The 20,361-nt window shown below is 60.8% G+C and carries 16 protein-coding genes and 1 pseudogene; 13 read left to right on the forward strand and 4 right to left on the reverse strand.

Features of this window, described 5'->3' with window-relative positions; all coding sequences use genetic code 11:
* Window positions 1-460 precede the first annotated feature (460 nt).
* From ACVWXW_RS11435 to murJ, 4 genes are all read left to right on the forward strand, one after another.
* Complete coding sequence (locus ACVWXW_RS11435) at window positions 461-1,318, forward strand: phycobilisome rod-core linker polypeptide (RefSeq protein ID WP_414332161.1); 858 nt, start codon at window positions 461-463, stop codon at window positions 1,316-1,318.
* Window positions 1,319-1,351: 33 nt separating this feature from the next.
* Entirely contained in the window at window positions 1,352-2,182 is an 831-nt protein-coding gene (locus ACVWXW_RS11440) for a HEAT repeat domain-containing protein (protein WP_457403901.1), read from the forward strand.
* A 151-nt stretch (window positions 2,183-2,333) separates the two neighbouring features.
* The gene (locus ACVWXW_RS11445) at window positions 2,334-2,600 is read left to right on the forward strand and encodes a hypothetical protein (RefSeq protein WP_457403902.1); all 267 of its coding nucleotides are present in this window, start codon (window positions 2,334-2,336) and stop codon (window positions 2,598-2,600) included.
* A 161-nt stretch (window positions 2,601-2,761) separates the two neighbouring features.
* Window positions 2,762-4,408, forward strand: coding sequence for a murein biosynthesis integral membrane protein MurJ (murJ, locus tag ACVWXW_RS11450; protein WP_457403903.1), 1,647 nt, complete (start codon window positions 2,762-2,764; stop codon window positions 4,406-4,408).
* Here murJ and sigC read toward each other — a convergent pair.
* Window positions 4,405-5,505, reverse strand: coding sequence for an RNA polymerase sigma factor SigC (gene sigC, locus ACVWXW_RS11455; protein ID WP_011434275.1), 1,101 nt, complete (start codon window positions 5,503-5,505; stop codon window positions 4,405-4,407). The two genes, murJ and sigC, sit on opposite strands and share 4 nt — an antisense overlap.
* Window positions 5,506-6,080: 575 nt before the next feature.
* Between sigC and ACVWXW_RS11460 the strand changes: the two genes are divergently transcribed.
* On the forward strand, window positions 6,081-6,695 hold the full coding sequence (locus ACVWXW_RS11460; RefSeq protein ID WP_457403904.1) for a cofactor assembly of complex C subunit B: 615 nt from the start codon (window positions 6,081-6,083) through the stop codon (window positions 6,693-6,695).
* Here ACVWXW_RS11460 and mutS read toward each other — a convergent pair.
* Complete coding sequence (gene mutS, locus ACVWXW_RS11465) at window positions 6,692-9,391, reverse strand: DNA mismatch repair protein MutS (RefSeq protein ID WP_457403906.1); 2,700 nt, start codon at window positions 9,389-9,391, stop codon at window positions 6,692-6,694. The genes ACVWXW_RS11460 and mutS overlap by 4 nt on opposite strands.
* Before the next feature lie 466 nt (window positions 9,392-9,857).
* On the opposite strand from mutS, the gene ACVWXW_RS11470 reads away from it, so the two are divergent.
* The 5 genes from ACVWXW_RS11470 (at window position 9,858) to ACVWXW_RS11490 (ending at window position 16,503) form a co-directional block, all read left to right on the forward strand.
* Window positions 9,858-10,901 (forward strand): FecCD family ABC transporter permease, encoded by a 1,044-nt coding sequence (locus tag ACVWXW_RS11470; RefSeq protein ID WP_414355556.1) that lies wholly within the window; start codon window positions 9,858-9,860, stop codon window positions 10,899-10,901.
* Window positions 10,898-11,731, forward strand: coding sequence for an ABC transporter ATP-binding protein (locus tag ACVWXW_RS11475; RefSeq protein ID WP_457403907.1), 834 nt, complete (start codon window positions 10,898-10,900; stop codon window positions 11,729-11,731). The genes ACVWXW_RS11470 and ACVWXW_RS11475 overlap by 4 nt, the downstream gene beginning before the upstream one ends.
* A 65-nt stretch (window positions 11,732-11,796) precedes the next feature.
* Entirely contained in the window at window positions 11,797-14,217 is a 2,421-nt protein-coding gene (locus ACVWXW_RS11480) for a TonB-dependent hemoglobin/transferrin/lactoferrin family receptor (RefSeq protein WP_457403909.1), read from the forward strand.
* A gap of 46 nt (window positions 14,218-14,263) precedes the next feature.
* Complete coding sequence (locus ACVWXW_RS11485; RefSeq protein WP_414408478.1) at window positions 14,264-15,583, forward strand: energy transducer TonB; 1,320 nt, start codon at window positions 14,264-14,266, stop codon at window positions 15,581-15,583.
* 32 nt (window positions 15,584-15,615) lie between these two features.
* Complete coding sequence (locus tag ACVWXW_RS11490; protein WP_457403910.1) at window positions 15,616-16,503, forward strand: ABC transporter substrate-binding protein; 888 nt, start codon at window positions 15,616-15,618, stop codon at window positions 16,501-16,503.
* A gap of 57 nt (window positions 16,504-16,560) precedes the next feature.
* Here the strand turns inward: ACVWXW_RS11490 and ACVWXW_RS11495 are convergent.
* A pseudogene (locus tag ACVWXW_RS11495) lies at window positions 16,561-16,744 on the reverse strand (hypothetical protein); the annotation flags it as partial.
* Window positions 16,745-16,799: 55 nt separating this feature from the next.
* Window positions 16,800-17,183 carry a hypothetical protein gene (locus tag ACVWXW_RS11500; protein ID WP_011434266.1) on the reverse strand — a complete coding sequence of 128 codons (384 nt, stop codon included), beginning with the start codon at window positions 17,181-17,183 and terminating at the stop codon, window positions 16,800-16,802.
* A gap of 92 nt (window positions 17,184-17,275) precedes the next feature.
* Between ACVWXW_RS11500 and rppA the strand changes: the two genes are divergently transcribed.
* The 3 genes from rppA to ACVWXW_RS11515 are packed head-to-tail and all read left to right on the forward strand — an operon-like array spanning window position 17,276 to window position 20,196.
* On the forward strand, window positions 17,276-17,965 hold the full coding sequence (gene rppA / locus ACVWXW_RS11505) for a two-component system response regulator RppA (protein WP_457403911.1): 690 nt from the start codon (window positions 17,276-17,278) through the stop codon (window positions 17,963-17,965).
* A gap of 22 nt (window positions 17,966-17,987) precedes the next feature.
* Window positions 17,988-19,454 carry a sensor histidine kinase gene (locus ACVWXW_RS11510; protein ID WP_414374970.1) on the forward strand — a complete coding sequence of 489 codons (1,467 nt, stop codon included), beginning with the start codon at window positions 17,988-17,990 and terminating at the stop codon, window positions 19,452-19,454.
* 49 nt (window positions 19,455-19,503) lie between these two features.
* Window positions 19,504-20,196, forward strand: a complete 693-nt coding sequence (locus ACVWXW_RS11515; protein WP_457403913.1) for a DNA-binding protein — start codon at window positions 19,504-19,506, stop codon at window positions 20,194-20,196.
* Window positions 20,197-20,361: the final 165 nt, after the last annotated feature.

Genomic DNA, 20,361 nt, shown 5'->3' on the forward strand with positions numbered 1-20,361 from the left:
TTGGGATCCCTCTAAAAGGGCGACGCCGGCTAGCCAGTTGGCTCATCCTATAAACCAGGGGGGATGGCGAGGGAAAGTTGTTGAGGGCAACGGTGGTGAGCCTGCTACGTTGCGGAGAGATACGTTTGACCACGTGGGTTTGCGGATCAGTCTCCCCAATAGGAAGGCGCCACTGTTGCTCTTCTGCAGCTTGGGGCTGCCGATTTTTGATTTCTAATTTTAGTTTTCGATTTCTACAGTCGTTTCAGGCTAGGGTGAGACGCCTGGGCTATTGATCGCGCCAGCGGGACGGAGTCCTTGAAAAGCCTTTTGGCCCCCTGCATTATTGCTCCGCAACGCCGACGCGACGACGCAACCAACACTTTAGGTGTGGGTGCAATGTCCTAGCTTGAATCGAAATGACCCTAAACGCAAGCTTGTTCTCAATCTGTGTCCATTCAGTTCAATCGGGGGAATTAGCATGAGTGCAATTACAGCGGCAAGCCGGATGGGGATCCGGGGCATTACGGAGACCACCCCACTGGAGTTGCGCCCCAACGCCAGCCAGGATCAGCTCAATGCGGTGCTGCGGGCCATCTACCGTCAGGTGCTGGGCAACGACCATTTGTTTGGGGCCGATAGGAAGGAGCTAGCCAGTGCGGAATCGCTGCTGCGCCAGGGCAGCCTGACGGTGCGGGAGTTTGTGCGATGGATCGCCAAGTCCGAAGCCTACAAAAAGCGGTTTTTCTACCCCAACTCGCAAACCCGGGCCATCGAGCTCAATTTCAAGCATCTGCTGGGACGCGCTCCCACCAGCCCCAAAGACATCGCCCGCCATTTGGACATCTACCAATCTGGCGGCCACAGCGCGGAGATCGATTCCTACATCGACAGCCCAGAATACCTAGAAGCTTTTGGAGACAACATCGTCCCCTACCCGCGTGGGTTTGAATACCGCAAGGCTCATTCCACCCGCGACTTTACCAATCTCTTCGCTCTCTACGGGGGCTACGCCAACAACGATCGCTCCCAAGGGCCCAGACCCCGTCTGATGATGCCTTTGGCCACCGGGTTTACCCCGGCCATTCGCCGCATTGGGGTGCGGGGCCTGCTGCCGCCCAGCCCCATTTCCAAACACCTGGGGCCGCCAACGGGCCAGTCGGATCGCATGTTCTGTGTGGAAGTGACCCGACTGCTGAATCCGCCTTCGGCGCTGGCCACTTCCAGCCGAGTGCGCAAATCCAACCAGCAGATTTTCGTCTCTGCCGATCAACTGTCGGCAACAATGCAGCGGTTGCTCAAGTCGGGCGCCAAGATCGTCAGTGTCCGCAGCGCTTAATCCCTTCTCGGTGTCCTCTCCGTTGTTGATTCCATGACCACTGCTGTTCCTCTGGATCCCAATCCGTCGGTGGATCTCACCCCGGCTGGACAAATCGCCAAGCTGCGCCACGGGGATCCGGGGGAACGCTACTATGCCGCTTGGTGGCTGGGACGCATGCGCATCGTCGAAGGGATCCCGGCCCTGATCGAGGCCCTGGCCGATGAAACGGATCGCACCGCTCAAGGGGGATATCCGCTGCGGCGCAATGCTGCTCGTGCTTTGGGTAAACTGGGATCCCTCGCCGGGATCCCTCCCCTGAAGGCGGCTTTGTCTTGCTCTGATGGCCAAGTGGTGGCAGCGGCTGCCCAGGCGCTGGTTGAGATTGCCTTTGCCAACAACCTCAACAGGGATCCCGACGAAGTGGAAAAGCTGGGATCCGCTTTGCTGGAAGGGCTGCGCTTTGTGGAGCAAGGACTGCAGACGGAAGCCCAAGCCGCCCTAGAGGCCATTATCGAGGCTCTTGGACAACTGCAGGTGGCTGCTGCCCTGGAGCCAATTCGTCCTTACCTAGAGCACACTTCCATTCGCTTGCAATGTGCGGCGGCGCGGGCCTGCTATCGTCTCACCGGGGATCCGGCCTTTGCCCAGCCTCTGCTGTCGGTGTTGGATCACGACAACATCCATCTGCGGCGGGCTGCCCTTTTGGATTTGGGGGCCAGTGGCTATTTGCCGGCAGCACAGGCCATTGCGGCGGCGGCGGTGGAGGTCAACCTGAAGCTTCTTGCCCTCAAACAGTTGGTGGAGATCAACCTGGAACAACATCAAAGGATCCCCGGTGCTGAGCTGCAGCAGGTGCTGCGGCTGATCGACGAGCTGCTGTGAGCGGTGGTGCTTCTGGGCCCTTGCTGTTCACATTAGCGGGACGGAGTCCTTTGCAACTGACCTATCAAGGCATTGCCCATGAGTTTGTGCATCCCTCTGCAGCGATTCAAAGCCGTCAGAATCTGTCCGCTCGGCACCAGGGTTGGTCTCCGTGGCTGTAGCACTGCCTCAGTCTTTCCCCCTCACCTATCGAGGTATTGCCCTCGATCCTGGAGCAAGGGCAACAGCAAGGATCCCTGAGGTGCAAGGGAGCCCGGCAGCGGCTGTCTCCTCTCGGAAGCACTTCATGACCTTGGTCGAGGAAACCCATCGGCGGAACCTGCTGCACCGGCTGCAGGAGCGCATCCGTTCTGCTCAAGCCCGTGGGGATGAGCATCTGTTGCAGCAACTGGAACAGGAACGGCAACTGTTGGCCTGACAAGCTCGCTGCCTGCCCAAGGGATCCAGCTAATGCCCGACAATTGCCCAGAAGGGTTCGATATTCCCGATAATGGGAAGCGGCTCCTGGGATTCAAAGAGGGATCCGGGATCAGTTTGTTGTGTTGTTGAGGCAGTGGTTGGGGTGCAGGACACAAGGTAATGGAGGAGTCTGCCACTCAGGAAGAGATCCCTGGGGGATCTCCTTCAGCAGGGCCATCCCGTTCGTTGATGTCGGTGGCGGGCTTGGTGGCCGGGGCGACCTTGCTCAGTAAGGGCATAGGCTTTATTCGCCAAGCTTTGATTGCAGCAGTGTATGGCTCGGGGCCGGAGTACAGCGCCTTCGGGGTAGCCTACATCCTGCCCGGTTTTCTGTTGATTCTGCTGGGAGGGATCAACGGCCCTTTTCACAGCGCCATCGTCAGTGTCCTCAAAAAGCAGCGGGATCGGGACAGGGAGGATGCGGCTGCCTGGCTGGAATCCATTTCCACCTTGGTAGGCTGCCTGCTCCTGCTGGTCAGCTTGGGCCTTTGGTGGGGAGCGGACTGGGTGGTGCGCCTGAATGCGCCGGGAGCCAGCCCCGAAGTCCATGCTCTGGCCGCTGCGCAACTGCGGATCATGGCCCCTTTGGCCTTGCTCTCGGGGTGGATTGGCATCGGCTTTGGAGCGCTGAATGCTGCCGAACACTACGCCTTGCCTGCCCTTAGCCCGCTGATCTCCAGCTTGGCGGTGATCGGGATCCTGGTCACGCTGGGATGGACGGGGATCCCAACTTTGCTGGCCTGGGGCGTGCTCATCGGGGCCATTGCCCAATGGTTGGCCCAAGTTCCGCTCCAGATGCGGTTAGGGCTGGGGCGACCGCGCCTGCGCTTTGAGTGGGGATCCCCGCAGGTACGGGCGGTGGGCTTGCTGATGTTGCCGGCGGTGATCTCCTCCGGGATGATCCACATCAATGTTTATGTGGATCTGTTTTTTGCCTCTTTCGTACCTGGGGATCGCACCATCGGCAACTTGGGATATGCCCAGCTTCTGGTACAAACGCCGCTGGGGATCCTCTCCAACATGGTGCTGGTGCCCTTGATGCCTCTCTATGCCCAGTTGGCAGGGGATGGATCCCGTTGGCCGGAGCTGCGCCAGCGTATCCGCCAAGGGCTGATGCTTACGGCAATTGTGACCCTGCCCCTGTCGATGCTGTTGGTGGCTTTGGCCGAGCCCATTGTCCAAGTGGCCTACCAGCGGGGGCGCTTTACGCCGGAGGTGACACAAGAGGTGGCAGCCCTGCTCATGGCCTATGGTCTGGGGATGACCGGTTACCTGCTGCGGGATGTGCTGGTGCGGATCTTCTATGCCCTGGAGGATGGGGCTACGCCTCTGCGCATCAGCAGCATGGCCATTGGCCTGAATGCCCTACTGGACTTTCTATTTTTGCAGGCTTTTGGAGCGCCGGGCATTGCCCTGGCCACGGCGGGGGTTAATCTGGTGGCGCTGATCGGTTTGGGAATCCGGCTGCACCGGCACCTGCCAGGGATCCCTTGGCAGGAGATGGGACAAGCCCTGCTGCCGTTGCTGGGGAGCACCGTCCTGGCCGGGGGACTGAGCCATTGGCTGTGGACCCAACTGCGCTCCTACGAGATTGTGGGGTCTCCCCTGCTCACCGCCATCATTTGGGCCGGGCTGGCCGCGGGTTTAGGTCTAAGCTTGTTCGCCGCCGGAGCTCTCTACCTGCGGATCCCAGAAGTGGAGTGGGCAGCAGCCCGACTGCGGAAACGGGTAGGACGCTGGGGGAGCCAGTGGGCAAGCCGGAACTAGCTGATGGCTTCCAGGTAATCTCGCACGCGGTTGCGTCGCTTCGGCTGACGCAGCTTCTGCAGGGCTTTGGCCTCAATTTGCCGCACCCGCTCTCGCGACAGATCCAAGGCGCGACCGATTTCCGCCAGCGAATAGGTGCGCCCATCCCCCAAGCCGAAACGCATGCGGATCACATCCCGCTCGCGGCTGGTCAGATCCGAGAGCAACTGCTGTAGATCGCGATGCAGGGCTTCCCGCATCATGGTCTCTTCTGGAGAAATGTCGTCAGTTTCCAGCAAATCCCCCAGTTCGGTGTCCTTGTCTTTGCCCACCTTGGTTTCCAGAGAAACCGAGCGGGGCACCCGTACCAACAGCTCGCGTACTTGAGGCGGCGTCATCTCCAACTCGGAGGCGATGTCTTCGATGGTGGGGGTGCGGCCCTTTTCCTGGGAGAGCTTGCGCTGCGCTTTTTTGATCTTGTTCAGCTTCTCGGTGATGTGAACGGGCAGGCGGATGGTGCGGCTTTGGGTGGCAATGGCACGGGTAATGCCCTGCCGGATCCACCAGTAGGCGTAGGTGCTGAAGCGGTATCCCTTTTTCGGGTCGAACTTTTCCACCGCTCGCTCCAGGCCCAGCGTACCCTCTTGGATCAGATCTAGCAGCTCCAAGCCGCGGTTTTGGTACTTTTTCGCCACCGACACCACCAGGCGCAGGTTGGCCTTGATCATGTGTTCTTTGGCACGCTTGCCAATCCGCTGAATCTGCTGCAGCTTTTCAGGGGTCAGTTGCGCCCACTCGGGGTACTGGTTGGCCTTAGCCACCCATTCCGCAAGAGTGGGATCCCGTCCCAACTCTTTCTGCAAACGCAGACGCAAATCCAAGAGCTTCATGTAGTCTTGGACTTTTTGGGCCAGGGCCACCTCTTCATCGCGCCCCAACAGAGGAACACGACCGATCTCTTGTAAATAGAGGCGCACCAGATCGGTGGAGCGGCGGGTTGGCTCCTCTTCCAGAAACTCGCCATCGGCCAGATCCACCTCTGCTTCTTCGGCAGCCTCGAGGAGATCGGCGGGGCCATCCAACAAAATGTCGTTGAGTTCAGGTTCGTAGTTAGACATGTAGGGTGTTGCTGATGTAGCGACAGGGGTAGGCAGTTCAGTGGGCTGAGAGAGGAATGGTCAGTGATGTGGAGCAAGTTAAGCTTAAGTGTTCCCCAGCGGTAACTTCGCGCCTGCTCAACGCCTTACAGCAGTCAGAGGAAATCATACATTGACCTCTTCCTCAACCCGACCTCCTGCCCATGCCCCATAGGGAAAGGCTGAAGTAGTAGCGGAGGGGTCACACGGAGAGCGTGAGCCCCTTATCATAACTTAATTATAGTTGCATTTCTCAGCCCAGAGACATGAGAGCCAGCGTAGGATCCCCCCAGTTCAACCGTCACCGCCACTGCGAAAAAGCGCATTGCCCTCAGGGTGAACCCAGCAGCTCGTCTTTGGGGGAAGTAACCCATCCATCCTAGAGGGTCTAAACTTCAAAGGTAGCGTGTAAATTGCTTTGCCTATTCCAATCTGTTCGATTCTATTCGATGAACTGTTCCCATTCACCTATCCCACCCAGCTGTGGGGGAGCCAGACTCCCCGAACAGGTCAACCCCCTTCCTCTGGGCGGACTGGGCTCTGCTCAGGCACTTGGGTTGGCCATAGCCCCGCTGACGGGGGAAAAGGTTTCAACCTTGGCGTTGACGACTCTATTGGCCATCGGTCTATTCTTTTTCCTGCGAGCTTCGGGCAAAGATCGCGTTGAGACTCGCGTCTATCTCAGCAGTCGCAGCCTGGAGGAAATGGGATCCGCTCTACGGGAGCACTTGGAAAGGCGTGGCTATCGTCTCCAGTCCGCCGATGCCGAGGGGATCGCCACCTTTGCAGGGCAGGGTCAGGCTAGCGTGGGGCTGGCCCTTTTTTTGACGGGGCTGGCGGGGACGGGACTGGCCTGTTTGGCCTTGGTGCTGCAGACCCTTGAGCCGGGGTGGGGAGCTTGGCCCTGGATGGTGGTGCTGGCTTCTCCTTGGGCGGGTTGGTACTACCGGCAGCGCAACCAACGCCCGGAACAAATCCGCCTGAAACTGCAGGAAGCCGACGAGGACTCCGTCCCGCTCCCCTTCTGTGGACAGCACGGTTCCCCCACAGCACCAACGCGAACGGCCCCTGGATCCCATCTGTGGGTGGAGGGGCATCGGGATGAGCTGGATGGGCTGGCTGCAGCCCTGAGGTTGCAAGAACGGGATCCCGACAGGGGTAGGGGAGTCTAAGGCCAATCGGGAAAGAGAGGCGCTGGGATCAAAGACAGTTGATCCCCAACGGCAGGGTCGGGGATCCCATTGGGAGCGGGCTCTTTTTTGGAGTTCTTTTGGGCGAGGCGGCTTTTCCCTTGGTTTCTCAAGCCCAGGCCGATGCGGCTGTGTTTTTCCACCAAGGCCAGCACCTGTTCGGCTCGCTGGATTACCGGCTGCGGCAGGCCAGCCATGCGCCCCACCTCAATGCCATAGGAGCGATCTGCCCCCCCAGGCTGTACCTGGTGCAGGAAGACAATGCGATCCGGCAGCTCTTTGACCACCACCTGAAAGTTGGCCACGTTGGGCAGCAAGGTCTCCAGTTGGTTGAGCTCGTGGTAGTGGGTGGCAAAGACCGTACGGGCGCGCACCTGAGTGGCCAGGTATTCCGCCACCGCCCAGGCAATGGAAAGGCCATCGAAGGTAGCGGTGCCTCGGCCAATCTCGTCCAGCAGCACCAAGGAGCGCTCGCCGGCGTGGTTGAGGATGTTGGCGGTCTCGTTCATTTCCACCATGAAGGTGGACTGGCCGGTAGCCAGATCGTCCACAGCGCCAATGCGGGTAAATACGCGGTCGCAGAGGCCCAACTCTGCCCGCCGCGCGGGGACAAAGCTGCCCATCTGGGCCAGGATTTGGATGAGCCCAATTTGCCGCAGGTAAGTGGACTTGCCGGACATGTTGGGCCCGGTGAGGACGATCAAATCGGGGCCGTGGGGGGATCCCAGTTGCACCGAATTGGGCACGAAGAGGCCCTGGGGCAGGGATTTTTCCACCACCGGGTGGCGACCCTCCTCGATGATCAGCCGGCGGTCTTCGGTGATTACGGGACGGGTGTATCCCTGCTGCACGGCCACTTCCGCCAGGCCAAACAGGGCATCGACAGCAGCCAGGGTCTGGGCCACTTGGCGGATGGCTTCGGCCCGGGATCCTGCCTCTTGGCGCAACTGCACAAACAGCTCGTATTCCCGCTGGTTGATGTCGGTCTGGGCGGTGAGAATGCGGGCCTCTTTTTCTTTCAGCTCAGGGGTAATGAAGCGCTCTTCGTTAGTCAGGGTTTGCTTGCGGATGTACTCTTTGGGGACTTGGTGGGCCTTGGCGCGGCTGATGCTGAGGTAGTAGCCGAAGGCCTTGTTGAAGCCCACCTTGAGAGTGGGGATCCCGGTGCGGTCGCGCTCGCTTTTTTCCAACTGGGCAACCCACTGGCGGTCTTGCTCCACCTGCTGCCGCAGCCTGTCCAGCTCGGGATCCACGCCGGCTCGGATGAGGCCCCCCTCGGTGAGCACAGGGGGAGGGGAGGGCAGGAGGGTGTGCTCGATGCGTTGGCCCAGCTCAACCAGGGCGGGATCCACCTGTTGCAGGCTTTGCAAGAGGGGAGTCTTGGCTTCCTCCACCAGCTCGGCCAACTGGGGCAGTTTGCCCAAGGAGGATCCCAGGGCCACCAGCTCGCGCGGGTTGGCGGTGCCCGATCCGACGCGGTTGGCCAGCCGCTCCAGGTCGTACAGAGAGTCCAGAAGGGATCCCAGGCGGGCCCGCAGAGAAGGGTTTTCCAAAAGCTCTTGGATGGTGTCTTGGCGAAGGCGAATTTGCTCCGAATCCCGCAAAGGCTGCAGCAACCAGCGCCGCAAAGTGCGCCCCCCCATGGCTGTACGGCTGTGATCCAGCACCCAGAGCAGGGATCCCACAAAAGCCCCCTCTCGGATGGTCTGGGTGAGCTCCAAGTTACGCCGGGTTTGGGCATCCAAGATGAGGTAGTCCGTGAGCTGGTAGGTGCGCGGGGGAGGCAGGAGCGGGTGGCCTCCCTGGGGAGAAGGCTGCAGCAGGGTCTTTGGTGCTACGCACCGCTGAGGCGAATGGGTTTCTTCTAAGTAGTGCAAAAGCCCTCCCGCTGCTCGCACCGCCAGAGGCAATCCCTCACAGCCCAATCCTTCCAGAGAGCGCAGGCCGTAGGTTTGCATGAGGTTCTCCCGCGCCACCGCCAGTTCAAAAGGTTCGGCTGGGCGCAGGGTATAGGCGTATTGGTTGGGGAGACCCAGGGGCTTCTGGGGATCCCCTGGACGGATGAGGCCTAGTCCCAGCCCCTCCTCGGTGGGCAGCAAAACCTCTGCCGGCTGCAGCCGGGCCAGTTCCTGCTCCAGTTGCTCTTGCCCCTCGCTCTGACACACCCAGAACTCGCCGGTGGAGATATCCGCATAGGCTAGGCCCCAGCGGCAGGGAGCCTGCTTCGATCCTTTGAGCCGCACGACGGCTGCCAGGTAGTTGTTTTGCCGCGCCTGCAGCAGCTCCTCTTCGAGGACGGTGCCAGGGGTGATGACCCGCGTCACTTCCCGCCGCACCAAGCCCTTGGCCTGATCTGCCGGCTCCATCTGGTCGCAGACGGCCAGGGCATAGCCTTTGGCCACCAACTGGGCAGCGTAGCGGTCGAAAGCATGGTAAGGGATCCCGCACATGGGCACCCGCCCTATGGCCCCTGCTTCCCGCCCGGTGAGCACCAGCTCCAGCTCCCGCGACACCCGCTGGGCGTCCTGGAAGAACATCTCGTAGAAATCCCCCAGGCGGTAGAGCAAGATGGCGTGGGGATACTGCCGCTTCAGCTCCACATAGTGCTGCATCATGGGGGTGAGCAGGGCGGGATCCACCTCTAAGGCATCCCAAGTAGGCTCGGCGGAAGAACTCATGGCATCAAAACGTGGGCAAGCAATGGGCTGAAGGTTCGGAGTCTAGCCAACTCGGGCCGACCAGCTTGGGCCATTCTAGATCCAGGTCTAGATGAAGTTTGAGACGTTTCCCCAGCCCTTCTCCCCTGATTCCCATTTCGCGGTTGGTTGCCATGACCTCGCCCAGGGTAGTTGGATCCCCCCTGAGGTAAGTCTGAATGGCTGGGCAGAGGCGCTGCCCGGTCTTGTCCAAAAGCCCTGAAGCGCAAGAGGGAGAAATTTAGGCACAAGCTATTGAAACTGACTTGCAACATCCAAGAAGCCTTGCTATTCTAGCGACTACGTTTTGTTGAGTTTGACTTTCAATAAAGCTCGGGAGGGAGGCCTGGCCAACTTGGCTGAGTTTTCCATCCCGCCCTTGCGGGCGGAGGGGGTTTCTTGGCCTCAGAAGGCTCTCTTCCTGGGCAAAGCTCGAGAGGTTTTCCCGGTGCTGGTCGATCGCGAGTGTCCGTATACAGAGGTTGAGGGGGGCAGAGGCTGGGGGCAAAGAAAGCGGCTGCTCTCGCCAATCGGTTTGACATGTTTGCTATTGAGTTTCATTTTCCTAGTACTTTTGGTCTCGATTGCTTTGGGATCCGTTCCCATGACTTTCCCAGAACTCTGGCAAGCCCTGTGGGGGCAGGGGGATCCCATTCGGCAGACGATTGTTTGGCAGTTGCGGCTGCCGCGGGCGCTCTTGGCCCAGTTGCTGGGGGCGGCTCTGGGGATGGCAGGGGCCCTGTTGCAGGGGATGCTGGGCAATGGGCTGGCGGATCCCTACCTGCTGGGCATTTCGGCGGGGGCGGGCCTGGCGGCGGTGGGGTTGCTCACCTTGGGAGAGTGGACGGCTTGGGTGCCCCTGGCCGCTTGGGTGGGCGGGGTGCTGACTACCGTGTTGGTGTACGGGTTGGCGCGTACTCCCTCGGGACTGGCGGTGGAGCGGCTGATCTTGGCGGGGGTGGCCGTCAGCGCCCTGTTTGGGGCCATTAGCTCCACCTTGTTGTTGATGGCAGATGACCGGGTGCAGGTGGCTCTCACCTGGTTGATCGGCAGCTTGAGCGGGCGGGGCTGGCCAGAGGTGCAGGTGGCCGGGGCGTATATCCTGGTCGGCTTGGGATTGGGATGGGGGCAGGCGCGGGCTTTAAACCTGCTGAGCTTGGGGGAAGAGATGGCGGTGAGCTTGGGGATCCCTCTGGCGCGGACGCGGGTGGTGATTGGTCTGGTGGCGGCTTGGCTAGCGGCAACCGCTGTCAGTGTGGGGGGGTTGATCGGCTTTGTCGGTTTGGTGGTGCCCCACATGGTGCGGCAGGGGGTGGGATCCGATTACCGCTGGCTGTTGCCCCTTTCTGCCTTGGCGGGGGCGACCCTGCTGAGCGGCGCCGATATCCTGAGCCGTTTGGGCCCGATAGAGCTGCCGGTGGGGATTGTCACCGCTGTGATGGGGGCTCCCTTTTTCGGCTGGCTGCTGTGGCAGCAGGGGGCAGGGCGATGAGAGAGCCCATCCTGCAGGTCGAGGATTTGAGCGGGGGCTACGGATCCCGGACGGTGGTGCGACAGGTGAGCTTCAGCGTGCAACAGGGGGAATGGCTGAGCATTGTCGGCCCCAATGGTTCCGGCAAATCGACGGTGCTGCGGCTGTTGAGTCGGGTTCTGATTCCCCAAGCTGGGCGCGTGTACTTGGGCGGTCGGGATCTGCACGCTCAACTCACTCCAAAGCAGGTGGCCCGGCAGTTGGCTCTTTTGCCGCAGCAGCAGCGGCTCCCGGCAGGGCTAACGGTGCGGCAATTGGTGAGTCTGGGGCGTTCTCCCCACCAGCCCTGGTGGGCGTGGCAGTTGATGCGGGCCGATTGGCAGCGGGTGGAGTGGGCTCTAGAGCAGACGGGACTGGGATCCCTGGCGCTGCGGCGGGTGGAAACCCTCTCGGGGGGAGAGCGGCAACGGGCTTTTCTGGCGCTGGCTTTGGTGCAGGAGCCGCAGGTGTTGCTGTTGGATGAGCCCACCACCTTTTTGGATCTGCGCCACCAACTGGAGCTGCTGGAGCTGTTGCAACGGCTGAAGCAGGAGCAGGGCCTGACGGTAGTTACGGTGCTGCACGACCTGAATTTGGCCATTCGCTACAGCGAGCAGATTGCCCTGCTGGGATCCGGCCAGATGCAGGCCCTGGGGTCTCCCTTGGCGGTGTTGACCCCCAGCCGGGTGCGACAGGTGTTTGGCCTGGAGGTGGAGTGGATCTCGACTCCGGTAGGGCCACAGCTTTGCCCCCTGCGCAGCACAGCTCCAGCGGCAGCAAGGCTCCTCTCCCTGCCGGTGTCAGGGTGCTGAGGGAGGGTTTGTCCGGTTTTGCAGTGAATTTTCCCTGTTGTGGATTTCGAGGAGCATGAGAGGTTATGCGCGTGAACGGTCGTTGGTGGCGGGTGGTGAGTTTGGGGTTGAGTTTGGGAGTGGGCTGGGGATCCCTGGCCCAGGCGCAACCCGCGGCTCGGATCCCTGAGACTCCTTTGCTGGCCCAGGCCACCCCTCGGGGAGCCACCACCATCCAGGAGCAGATTCGCGAGCTAGAAGCCCAGATCGAAGCTGCCCGCCGGCGGGGGGATCAGGCGGAGGTGGAGCGGCTGCAAGCGGATCTGCAAGTGCTGCGGCAGGGCACCCCCGTCTTCAACCTGCAGCAGGTTACGGTCACCGGCACCCGCACCGAGCGCACCCTGGCCGACTCCCCGGCCACCATCACCGTCATCGACCGGGAGCGCCTGCGGCAGGAGCTTATCCAGAACATCCAGGATCTGGTGCGCTACGAGCCGGGGGTGAGCGTGCGGCGAAATGTCCGCTATGGCCTGCAGGACTTCAACATCCGCGGCCTCGACGCCAACCGGGTGCTGATCCAGGTGGACGGGATCCGGCAGCCGGAGCGGTTTTCCTTCGGCCCCTTCAACATCGGGCGGGACACCTTTGAGCTGGAGACCCTGAAGACGGTGGAGATCATCCGCGGCCCCGCTTCCACCCTCTACGGCAGCGATGCCTTGGGGGGCGTGGTAACCTACACTACTCTAGACCCGGCGGATCTGCTGGGGGAACGGGACAGCCATGTGGGCCTCTCCAGCCAGTACGACAGCAAAAACCAAGGCTTTGTCAACACCCTCAGCTTGGCGGGCCGGCAGGGGAACTTGGAAGCCCTGCTCATCTACACCCGCCGCGACGCCAGGGAGCCGGATATCAAAGCGGATCCCAGCTTTAAAGATCGACAAACGGTGGATGGGGACAACGTTTTGGCCAAGCTGGTTTACCGCTTCAGCCCCTTGGAAAGCCTCACCCTGACCGGCGAGTACTTCAACAGCCGCACCACCACCACGTTCTCGCGGCGCAACCTGGATCCCGGCATCAGCTTATTTAGGGAAACCATCGACACCGAGCGCAGCCGCCTCAGTTTGGAGTATCGCTACGCCAACCCTGAGAATCCCGCTTTTGAGTTGGCCACCGCCCAGATTTACTACCAGCCCGCCCGCACCCGCGAGCCCAGCGTGGAAGAGCGCACCATCACCGTGCAGGGCCGACCCGTACCTGTGCGGCGAGATACCTTCAACGAGCTGGTCAGCAACATTTTAGGAGCCAGCCTGCAGGCCCAAAGCCGCTTCCAAACCGGGGATCTCTCCCACCGCCTGGTGTATGGCATGGAGATTTCCACCACCCGCAACGAACGACCCCGCAACCGTTTTCAGACCAACCTGCAAACCGGAGCGGTAACCCAAAACATTCCCCCAGACACCTTTCCCACCAAAGATTTTCCCGACTCGGACACCGTCCGTTTTGGGCTGTATGTGCAGGATGAGATCGATTTCGGCGGCGGCAACTTGACGTTGATCCCCGGCATCCGCTACGACACCTACAACCTCACCCCCAGTCCCGATGAAGCTTTCCTCAAAAGTGGGTCAGAAGCGGCCAGCCTCTTTGCCGATGCCGTTTCCCCCAAGCTGGGCCTGGTGTGGAGGATAAACCCCAACCTTACCTTTACGGCCCAGTACAACACCGGCTTTCGGGCCCCCCAATACAACGAGATCAACAGCGGCTTCACCAACTTGGTCAGCCCCTTCTTTCGCTATCGCACCCTTTCCAATCCCAACTTGCGACCGGAAACCAGCCAAGGCTTTGAAGTGGGGTTGCGGGGGATCTACCCCCAGGCCAGCTTTAGCTTGGCCGCCTACTACAACACCTACAACGACTTTATCGAGGCTTTCCGGGAGGTGGGATCCGAGCCTTCACCCCCCGGCCCGCCAGGGAGCCCGCCACCTCCACCGGTGACTCTCTTTCAGAGCCAGAACGTCAGTCGGGCCCGCATCTATGGTGTAGAAGCCACCGGGCAGTACTTCTTCAGCCCCGATTTGACCGGCTGGAGCCTCAATGGCAGCTTTGCCTGGGCGGTGGGGGACAACCTCACCGAAAACAAACCCCTCCTTTCCATTGAGCCACTGACGGCAGTACTGGGACTGCACTACGACGATCCCAGCCAGATCTGGGGAGCCAGGTTGGTGGCCACGCTGGTGGCGGATCCCCGCGACCCGCAACGGGAGGTAGTGCAACCGAACCCCAACGCTCCACCTCAAATTCCGTTTGTGCCCAAGGGCTACACCGTGGTGGATCTGCTGGGCTACTACAACCTGGACGACAACTGGCAATTGAATTTCGGGGTGTTCAATCTCTTTGATGAAAAGTATTTTCTCTACTCCGAAACCCGCTCTCTCTTTGTCGGCCCTGAAGTGGAACGGCGGGCCCAGCCGGGACGGCATGCTGCGCTCAGTTTTTCCACCCGGTTTTAGGGGCCAAGACCTGAGGCCGTGTTTACTCTGGATCCTGCTCTAACCGATGCTTGCCGAGCCACCTGCCCGCACCCCCAAGGGATCCCTCTCTCTTCTTCGGAAGTCCTGTCCCCAGCTTTTGTGGCGACTGCAGGGGTGGTATTGGCAGCAGGCGGGCATGGCCTGGGAGGCGGGGCTGGCTTGGTTGGCGTTGTGGCTTTGGGCTGGCGCAAGAGAGAGCGGCTGGCTGGAGTGTGCCGAGGAGCTGCTGCAAGAGGCTTGGGTGGCCGGCTATAGCTGGGCTGCCCTCTGGACAGCTTGCCAGGAGGGGGAAGATCCGCCGGGGACCGTCCTCCACCTGCGAGCCAGGGATCCCCGACCGCTGCGCCGGGAGGGGTTGATTTCCCTCCTCTTGCACCTGATGGCGCTGCTGGGGCTGGCTTGGTGGGGATCCCGGCCTTTATCAGACGCAGAACTTCGGATCCCAGTCACGCTTTTGCTGGAGGATCCCGAGCCACAGTTGCTCGAACCGGATTCAGAATCCATAGAATCTCTCCCACCAGAGCCAACAGCAGAGCCGCCCGGCCCGGCCCCGGAATCGCCCCCTGCAGACGATCTATCCCCACCGGAGCCTGTGCCCCAAGAGATCGAGATGCCAGCCATCCCGGAGGCTGAATCTTTGCTGGCCCTGCAAACTCCGACCCCTACGCCTCCACCGACCCCTACACCCATTCCCACGGCAAAGCCAGAACCCACCCCTACTCCTCCACTGACCCCATTACCGACAGCCACCCCGCAACCCACTCCTCCGCCACAACAGCCCACCCCAACTCCGGCGGTTACCCCCACCTCTACAGCGACTCCACTCACCTCCGCCCCGGTTACCTCAAGCACCCCTCTGCCCCGCTTTACCCCCTTGATCCAAGGGATCCGTTCCAGCGTAAAGACTGCCGCCGCTCCGCCTTCCCCCGGCAGCGAGAGCAGATTGGGGCCAAGGGATCCTGAAACTGGGACACCTGGCGGTATAGGTGCAGCCCAACCCCATTCCTCTGCCCCAACACCTGCCACCCCCAGTTCCTCCCCACCGACAGTGGCTGCCAACCCCCAGCCGGACATCCTGGCCCGCCCGATCCCCGGTCGCAATCCTCCGCCCCCCTACCCTCCTCAAGCTCGCCGTCTCGGCCAACAGGGGCAGGTGCTGCTGCGGGCCAAGGTCAATGCCCAGGGGCAGGTGCAGCAGGTGGAGATCGCCTCTTCCAGTGGGTTTCCCGCCCTGGATAGGGCAGCGCAGGAGGCGGTGCAGCGGTGGGAATTCAGCCCGGCCTTGAGAAACAACGCCCCCATCGAGTCTTGGGTGGTGGTGCCCATCCAGTTCACCCTCAATTGATTGCTGTTTGGGAATTGTTTTGGAGATTGTCTATGCTGTCTCGTCTTTCTCGCCGTCAACTGTTCGCCTTTGGTCTGGCCAGCGTGGGGGCCTGGGGAATGGGGCGTTTGGCCCAAGCCCAAGGTCGGATCCCTCAGAAGCCACTCCTGTCAGCGAGACAGAGTCCTTTTCGTCGGGTAGCCAGCCTCACCACCTTGACTGCCGATATCCTCTATCGCTTGGCCCCCGATAGGTTGGTGGGGATCCCTGCCGGTCGTTTGTTGGAGGAGGATCCCCGCTTCCAAGGCTTGACCCGCCTGGGGCTGGGCAACCAACCCAACCTGGAGCAGCTTGTGGCCCTACAACCGGACTGGGTGGTGGGGGCCAGTGGCTTTCACGAGGCTCTGGCAGAACGGCTGCAGGAGCTGGGGATCCCCACCTACCTCACCCGCGTGGACAGTTGGGCTGCTTTGGAAGAGACGATTGCCACCCTGGCTGCTGCTTTGGGGGCGGATCCCGATCCCTTGCTGCGGCAGTATGGATCCCTTTTGCCCCAGGAACTGCCCCGCGTTCGACCCAAAACCTTGCTCTTGGTGGGCACCCAGCCGATTCTTTCTCCCAACCGGCAAAGCTGGGCCGGGGATCTGCTGGAACGCTTTGGCGCGGACAATCTCACCGCTACCTTGCAAAGCCAAGGGCCTTTTCGGGGCTACGTCACCCTTTCGGCAGAGCGCATCCTGGAAGCCAACCCAGAAGTTCTGCTGGTGGTCAACCCGGAGGCGGCGGATCCCTTGGCGTTTTTCCGTTCCCGCCCCTTTTGGAATCGGTTGCAAGCCGTCCAAACTGGGAAAGTTTATGGATTTGACTACTACGGCTTGGTCAATCCCGGTAGCTTGGAGAAAATTAGAGTTGCCTGCGAGCAGTTAGCCCGCATTTTTTGAACGGACTTGGAGTGTCTGATACATTTACGCTGAACACTGCTGAACATCACTGTTCAACTATGCAGCGATAGCATTCTGTTTGTTTCCAACCAGAATGGCGGTATCCCGCAAAGCTTTGAGTAGAATACCCAAAGCGCAGTTTCCGTGTCGTCTTACTACCAATTTTCTGCTTTGCTTTGGCTACCATGTTGGCAGACTCGAAAGTAAACAGAAAGATCAACTGGTAGTAATCCGTACTGAACATATTATACATTATTTTCAGTATAGTTGAGCTTATTATTGACTAGAGTCATGCTCTAGTCCAAGCTATAGCGGGTCAGGCGCTGCACTTGCTCGGGAGCAAGGCCAAGCTCTTGGGCAATCTGAGCCGACACCTGGTCTGGATCCAGTTGTGGAAATTCAAATTCCAGCTTGCGCAGGTGGGGATTGGTGGTAGTCACCTCCACCTTGGTGTAGCCACGGGAGCGGCGGATCTCCGCCTGAATGGAAAGAATATCCAGAGCCAAGGTGGCTTGTTGCTGGCTGCGAATCGCCAAAGGTTGCTCTAGCCGGCGAGGACGGCTCAGCGCTTGGCCCGTCACCCACTCTCCCCCCGCCACAAAAAGAAGCCCTGCCAAGGGCAGCACCAGCCAAAAATCAAACCCTAGATCTTGCCACCGATGGATTTTGGGCCACCCCACCGTTGTTCTCTCCCTTGCAGAGGGCTATTTCCGTGATCCATCCTAGCCTGGGCAGTGGGAACTGGCCGTCTTGGTCAACGGCGCACAGGACGATGCGAATTTTGCTGGTGGAGGACGACCCGGAACAGTTGGAGCCTTTACAGGCTGCCCTGTCCAAGTGCGGCCACGTGGTTGACTGTGCCAAGGAAGGGGAGATGGCTGCCTGGCTGATGGAGGAGAAAGCCTATGATCTCCTGATTTTGGATTGGATGCTGCCGGGGCCAAGCGGGATCCAGCTCTGTCGGCAATACCGCCAATCGGGGGGATGTGCGCCGGTGCTGATGTTAACTGCCAAAGACGCAACATCGGATGTGGTGCAGGGGTTGGATGCGGGGGCAGACGACTATTTGGTCAAGCCGGTGGATCTGGTGGAGCTGCTGGCATGGGTGCGGGCTTTGGGACGCCGTTCCCCCCAATGGCAAGGAGACAGCCTCAGCCTGGGATCCCTGCACTTGCACTTGGCCAGCCTGACCCTAGAGCGGCAGGGGAGGCAGGTACAGCTTTCGGGCAAGGAGTTTCAATTGATGGAATACCTGATGCGCCATCCCAACCAGGTGCTCAGTCGGGGCCAGATCGAGCAGGCGGTGTGGGAATGGGGCTGTGAGCCGGAGAGCAATGCCGTGGCTGCGTTGGTGCGGCGGTTGCGGCTACGGTTAAAAGAGGTGGAGGCCCAAGATTGGCTGGAATCGGTGTATGGCCAGGGGTACCGGCTGCGCATAGCCTCTCCAGAAGAGAACCCATGAAAGCAGTTTCTAGGGGGTGGCGATGGAGGTGAAAAGAGCTGAACACAAGCATTCTCTCCCATGGCTGGGCTGGAACTGGGTTTCCCTGGCACACCCCCTTCAGCCGCACCTGGGGCAGAAGGCTGCGACAAGAGGGACGGGATCCCTGGTGTTTCACCACAGCCGCCGTCGCTTGGCCCGCAGCTTTGCCGGGGTCATGGGGGGGATCCTGCTGGTGTTTGCCGCCGTCTTCTACCGCTTGGAAGTGGAGAACCAGTTGCAGGCTTTTGACGAGGAGCTGCAGGTTCAGGCCGGGATCATGGCGGCAGCCATTAAGTACGAGCTGCGCCAGGGGCAGTGGCGGTTGGTGTTGAACGAGGTGCCCTTTTTGGGGGGGAAAACCCAACCCCTCGACCATCACTTGGCCTATGTGCGCTGGTTCGATCCTGCTCCCGGCACCGGAAGGGAAAGCTTGGGATCCCTGCGCCAGTACACGGGATCCCGGCCTCCTCTGGAGCTGTTTGACTTGGATGGCCCGCCTCACCATCTCCAACTGGGTTTCCAAACGGTGGAAGGAGAGAGCGGCTTACTGTTGCGCCAGCTCACGCTGCCGGTGCAGCAGGAGGAAAAGCTACTGGGCTACTTGCAACTGGCGGTGCCCCTGGAACCGCTGCAACTTACCCTGGGTCGCTTGCGCTGGGGGTTGGGGATCGGGATCCCGCTGACGCTGGCGTTGATCGGCGGGGCCGGCTGGATCTTGGGGGGGCTGGCGATGCAGCCGATTCGTCGCTCCTACGAGCAGTTGCAACGCTTCACTGCCGATGCTTCCCACGAGTTGCGCGCCCCCCTGGCCGCCCTGATGAGCAATGCTCAAATGGCTCTGCTGGCCCCGGAACAAGCTCAACCTCGCCTGGAAAAGGTGGTGAGCGGTGCCCGCCGCCTCAGCGTGCTGATCGATACCTTGCTGCAGTTGGCCCGCCAGCAGGGATCCCTGCCCCTGGAGGATCTGCCGCTTCTGAATTTGCGAGCGCTGTTGCAGGAGCTGAGCGAGCAATACCGCCCCCAAGCTGAGGCCCTTGGCCTTCACTGGCAATGCCACCTGCCTGAGACGGATCTTTCTGGGGGTTGGCTTGTGCGGGGGAACGCTGCCCTGCTGCGGCAGGCCATCGAGAACCTACTGCGCAATGCCCTGCAGTACACCCCTGCAGGCGGCACAGTGCAGGTGAGCCTGGAAAGCCAGCGCCAGCGCGCTTACCTCCACGTCAAGGATACAGGCATTGGCATTCCCCCCGAGCATCTGCCCCATCTGTTTGAGCGGTTTTACCGGGTGGATGAAACCCGTGCTCGCCATACGGGTGGGTTCGGTCTGGGCCTGGCCTTGGCCCAGCAGATCGTCACCGCCCATCGGGGATCCCTGCGAGTGGCCAGCCAAGTGGGAGAGGGATCGATATTTACGGTAGAGCTGCCCTTGTCATCTTCACGTCATTTTTCTCCGCCATTCTCAAGATGAGCCGCGATAACCCAAACCGGCTTGTCCTGTCGATTGGAGTCTATGACCAATGACGATTCGTTCCTCTTTTGCTCGCGCTCTGGGTTGTTCTCTGCCGATTTTGGTTCTGCTCACCCCCCTGGTGCTGGGATCCCCGGCGCAAGCCCAGCGGGGCAGACGCTCTGCTCCTAAAGCCACAGCTCCCCTTCAGGTACAGCCAACTTGGCAGCGCCCGTGGGATCTTGAGCGAGCCAGCCGCGATCTGGCTAAGGCGCAGCGACACCTGGCCGAAGCCAGCTTCCTCTCTCAGCGGGGGTCTTCCCCAGAGGCTGCCCGCCTTTTGGAACACGGCCAGGAGAGTTTCACCAACGCCCAAGCCTCAATTGAGGCAGGGAATTTCTTCGCCGCCCGCGAGCAGGCCAAAGCAGCGGAAAACTTAGCCAAAGCAGCCAAAGTTCTCTACGAAGCGGAGCTGGGTTTCATGGGCCGCCCTGGCCGTTCCTTCTTCGAGGCCCCTTTCCGGGCTCAGGAGTACCTCAGCCGGCTGCAAGCGGAGATGGCCTTCGCCAACATCAACTCCGGCAGCGTCTCTGACCTGCAGAATCAAGTGCAGAACCTGTTGGGCGACGTAAGTACGGATCCCAGCAGCTACACCTTCGCCGACTACAGCCGTAGCAAAGCTGCCCGCTACTCCGCCCGCGCTGCCCTACACCTGTTGGCGGCTGAGCGCCTCGGGGGGATGACTACCCTGACCAGGCGCTGATCTGGCCTACCCGGAACTGGGGATAGAAGGGATCCCTGCTGGCTGAGTCTTCGGGGTTAACCCCTCTACCTTCTCTTGCCCCTGCTGCAGTTGGGTTAAAGTGAAAGCCCCCAGAGCGGGGGCTGTTCTTCTCGAATACTGACTGATCGCGTCTTTACATCTCCC

Source organism: Thermostichus sp. MS-CIW-30 (assembly GCF_054058015.1).

Excerpts from the sequence above, each read along its gene's own strand:
- ACVWXW_RS11435 (WP_414332161.1), top strand. The coding sequence starts at position 461 with ATGAGTGCAATTACAGCGGCAAGCCGGATGGGGATCCGGGGCATTACG.
- ACVWXW_RS11440 (WP_457403901.1), top strand. The coding sequence starts at position 1,352 with ATGACCACTGCTGTTCCTCTGGATCCCAATCCGTCGGTGGATCTCACC.
- murJ (WP_457403903.1), top strand. The coding sequence starts at position 2,762 with ATGGAGGAGTCTGCCACTCAGGAAGAGATCCCTGGGGGATCTCCTTCA.
- sigC (WP_011434275.1), bottom strand. The coding sequence starts at position 5,505 with ATGTCTAACTACGAACCTGAACTCAACGACATTTTGTTGGATGGCCCC.
- mutS (WP_457403906.1), bottom strand. The coding sequence starts at position 9,391 with ATGAGTTCTTCCGCCGAGCCTACTTGGGATGCCTTAGAGGTGGATCCC.
- ACVWXW_RS11475 (WP_457403907.1), top strand. The coding sequence starts at position 10,898 with ATGAGAGAGCCCATCCTGCAGGTCGAGGATTTGAGCGGGGGCTACGGA.
- ACVWXW_RS11480 (WP_457403909.1), top strand. The coding sequence starts at position 11,797 with ATGCGCGTGAACGGTCGTTGGTGGCGGGTGGTGAGTTTGGGGTTGAGT.
- ACVWXW_RS11485 (WP_414408478.1), top strand. The coding sequence starts at position 14,264 with ATGCTTGCCGAGCCACCTGCCCGCACCCCCAAGGGATCCCTCTCTCTT.
- ACVWXW_RS11490 (WP_457403910.1), top strand. The coding sequence starts at position 15,616 with ATGCTGTCTCGTCTTTCTCGCCGTCAACTGTTCGCCTTTGGTCTGGCC.
- rppA (WP_457403911.1), top strand. The coding sequence starts at position 17,276 with ATGCGAATTTTGCTGGTGGAGGACGACCCGGAACAGTTGGAGCCTTTA.
- ACVWXW_RS11510 (WP_414374970.1), top strand. The coding sequence starts at position 17,988 with ATGGAGGTGAAAAGAGCTGAACACAAGCATTCTCTCCCATGGCTGGGC.
- ACVWXW_RS11515 (WP_457403913.1), top strand. The coding sequence starts at position 19,504 with ATGACGATTCGTTCCTCTTTTGCTCGCGCTCTGGGTTGTTCTCTGCCG.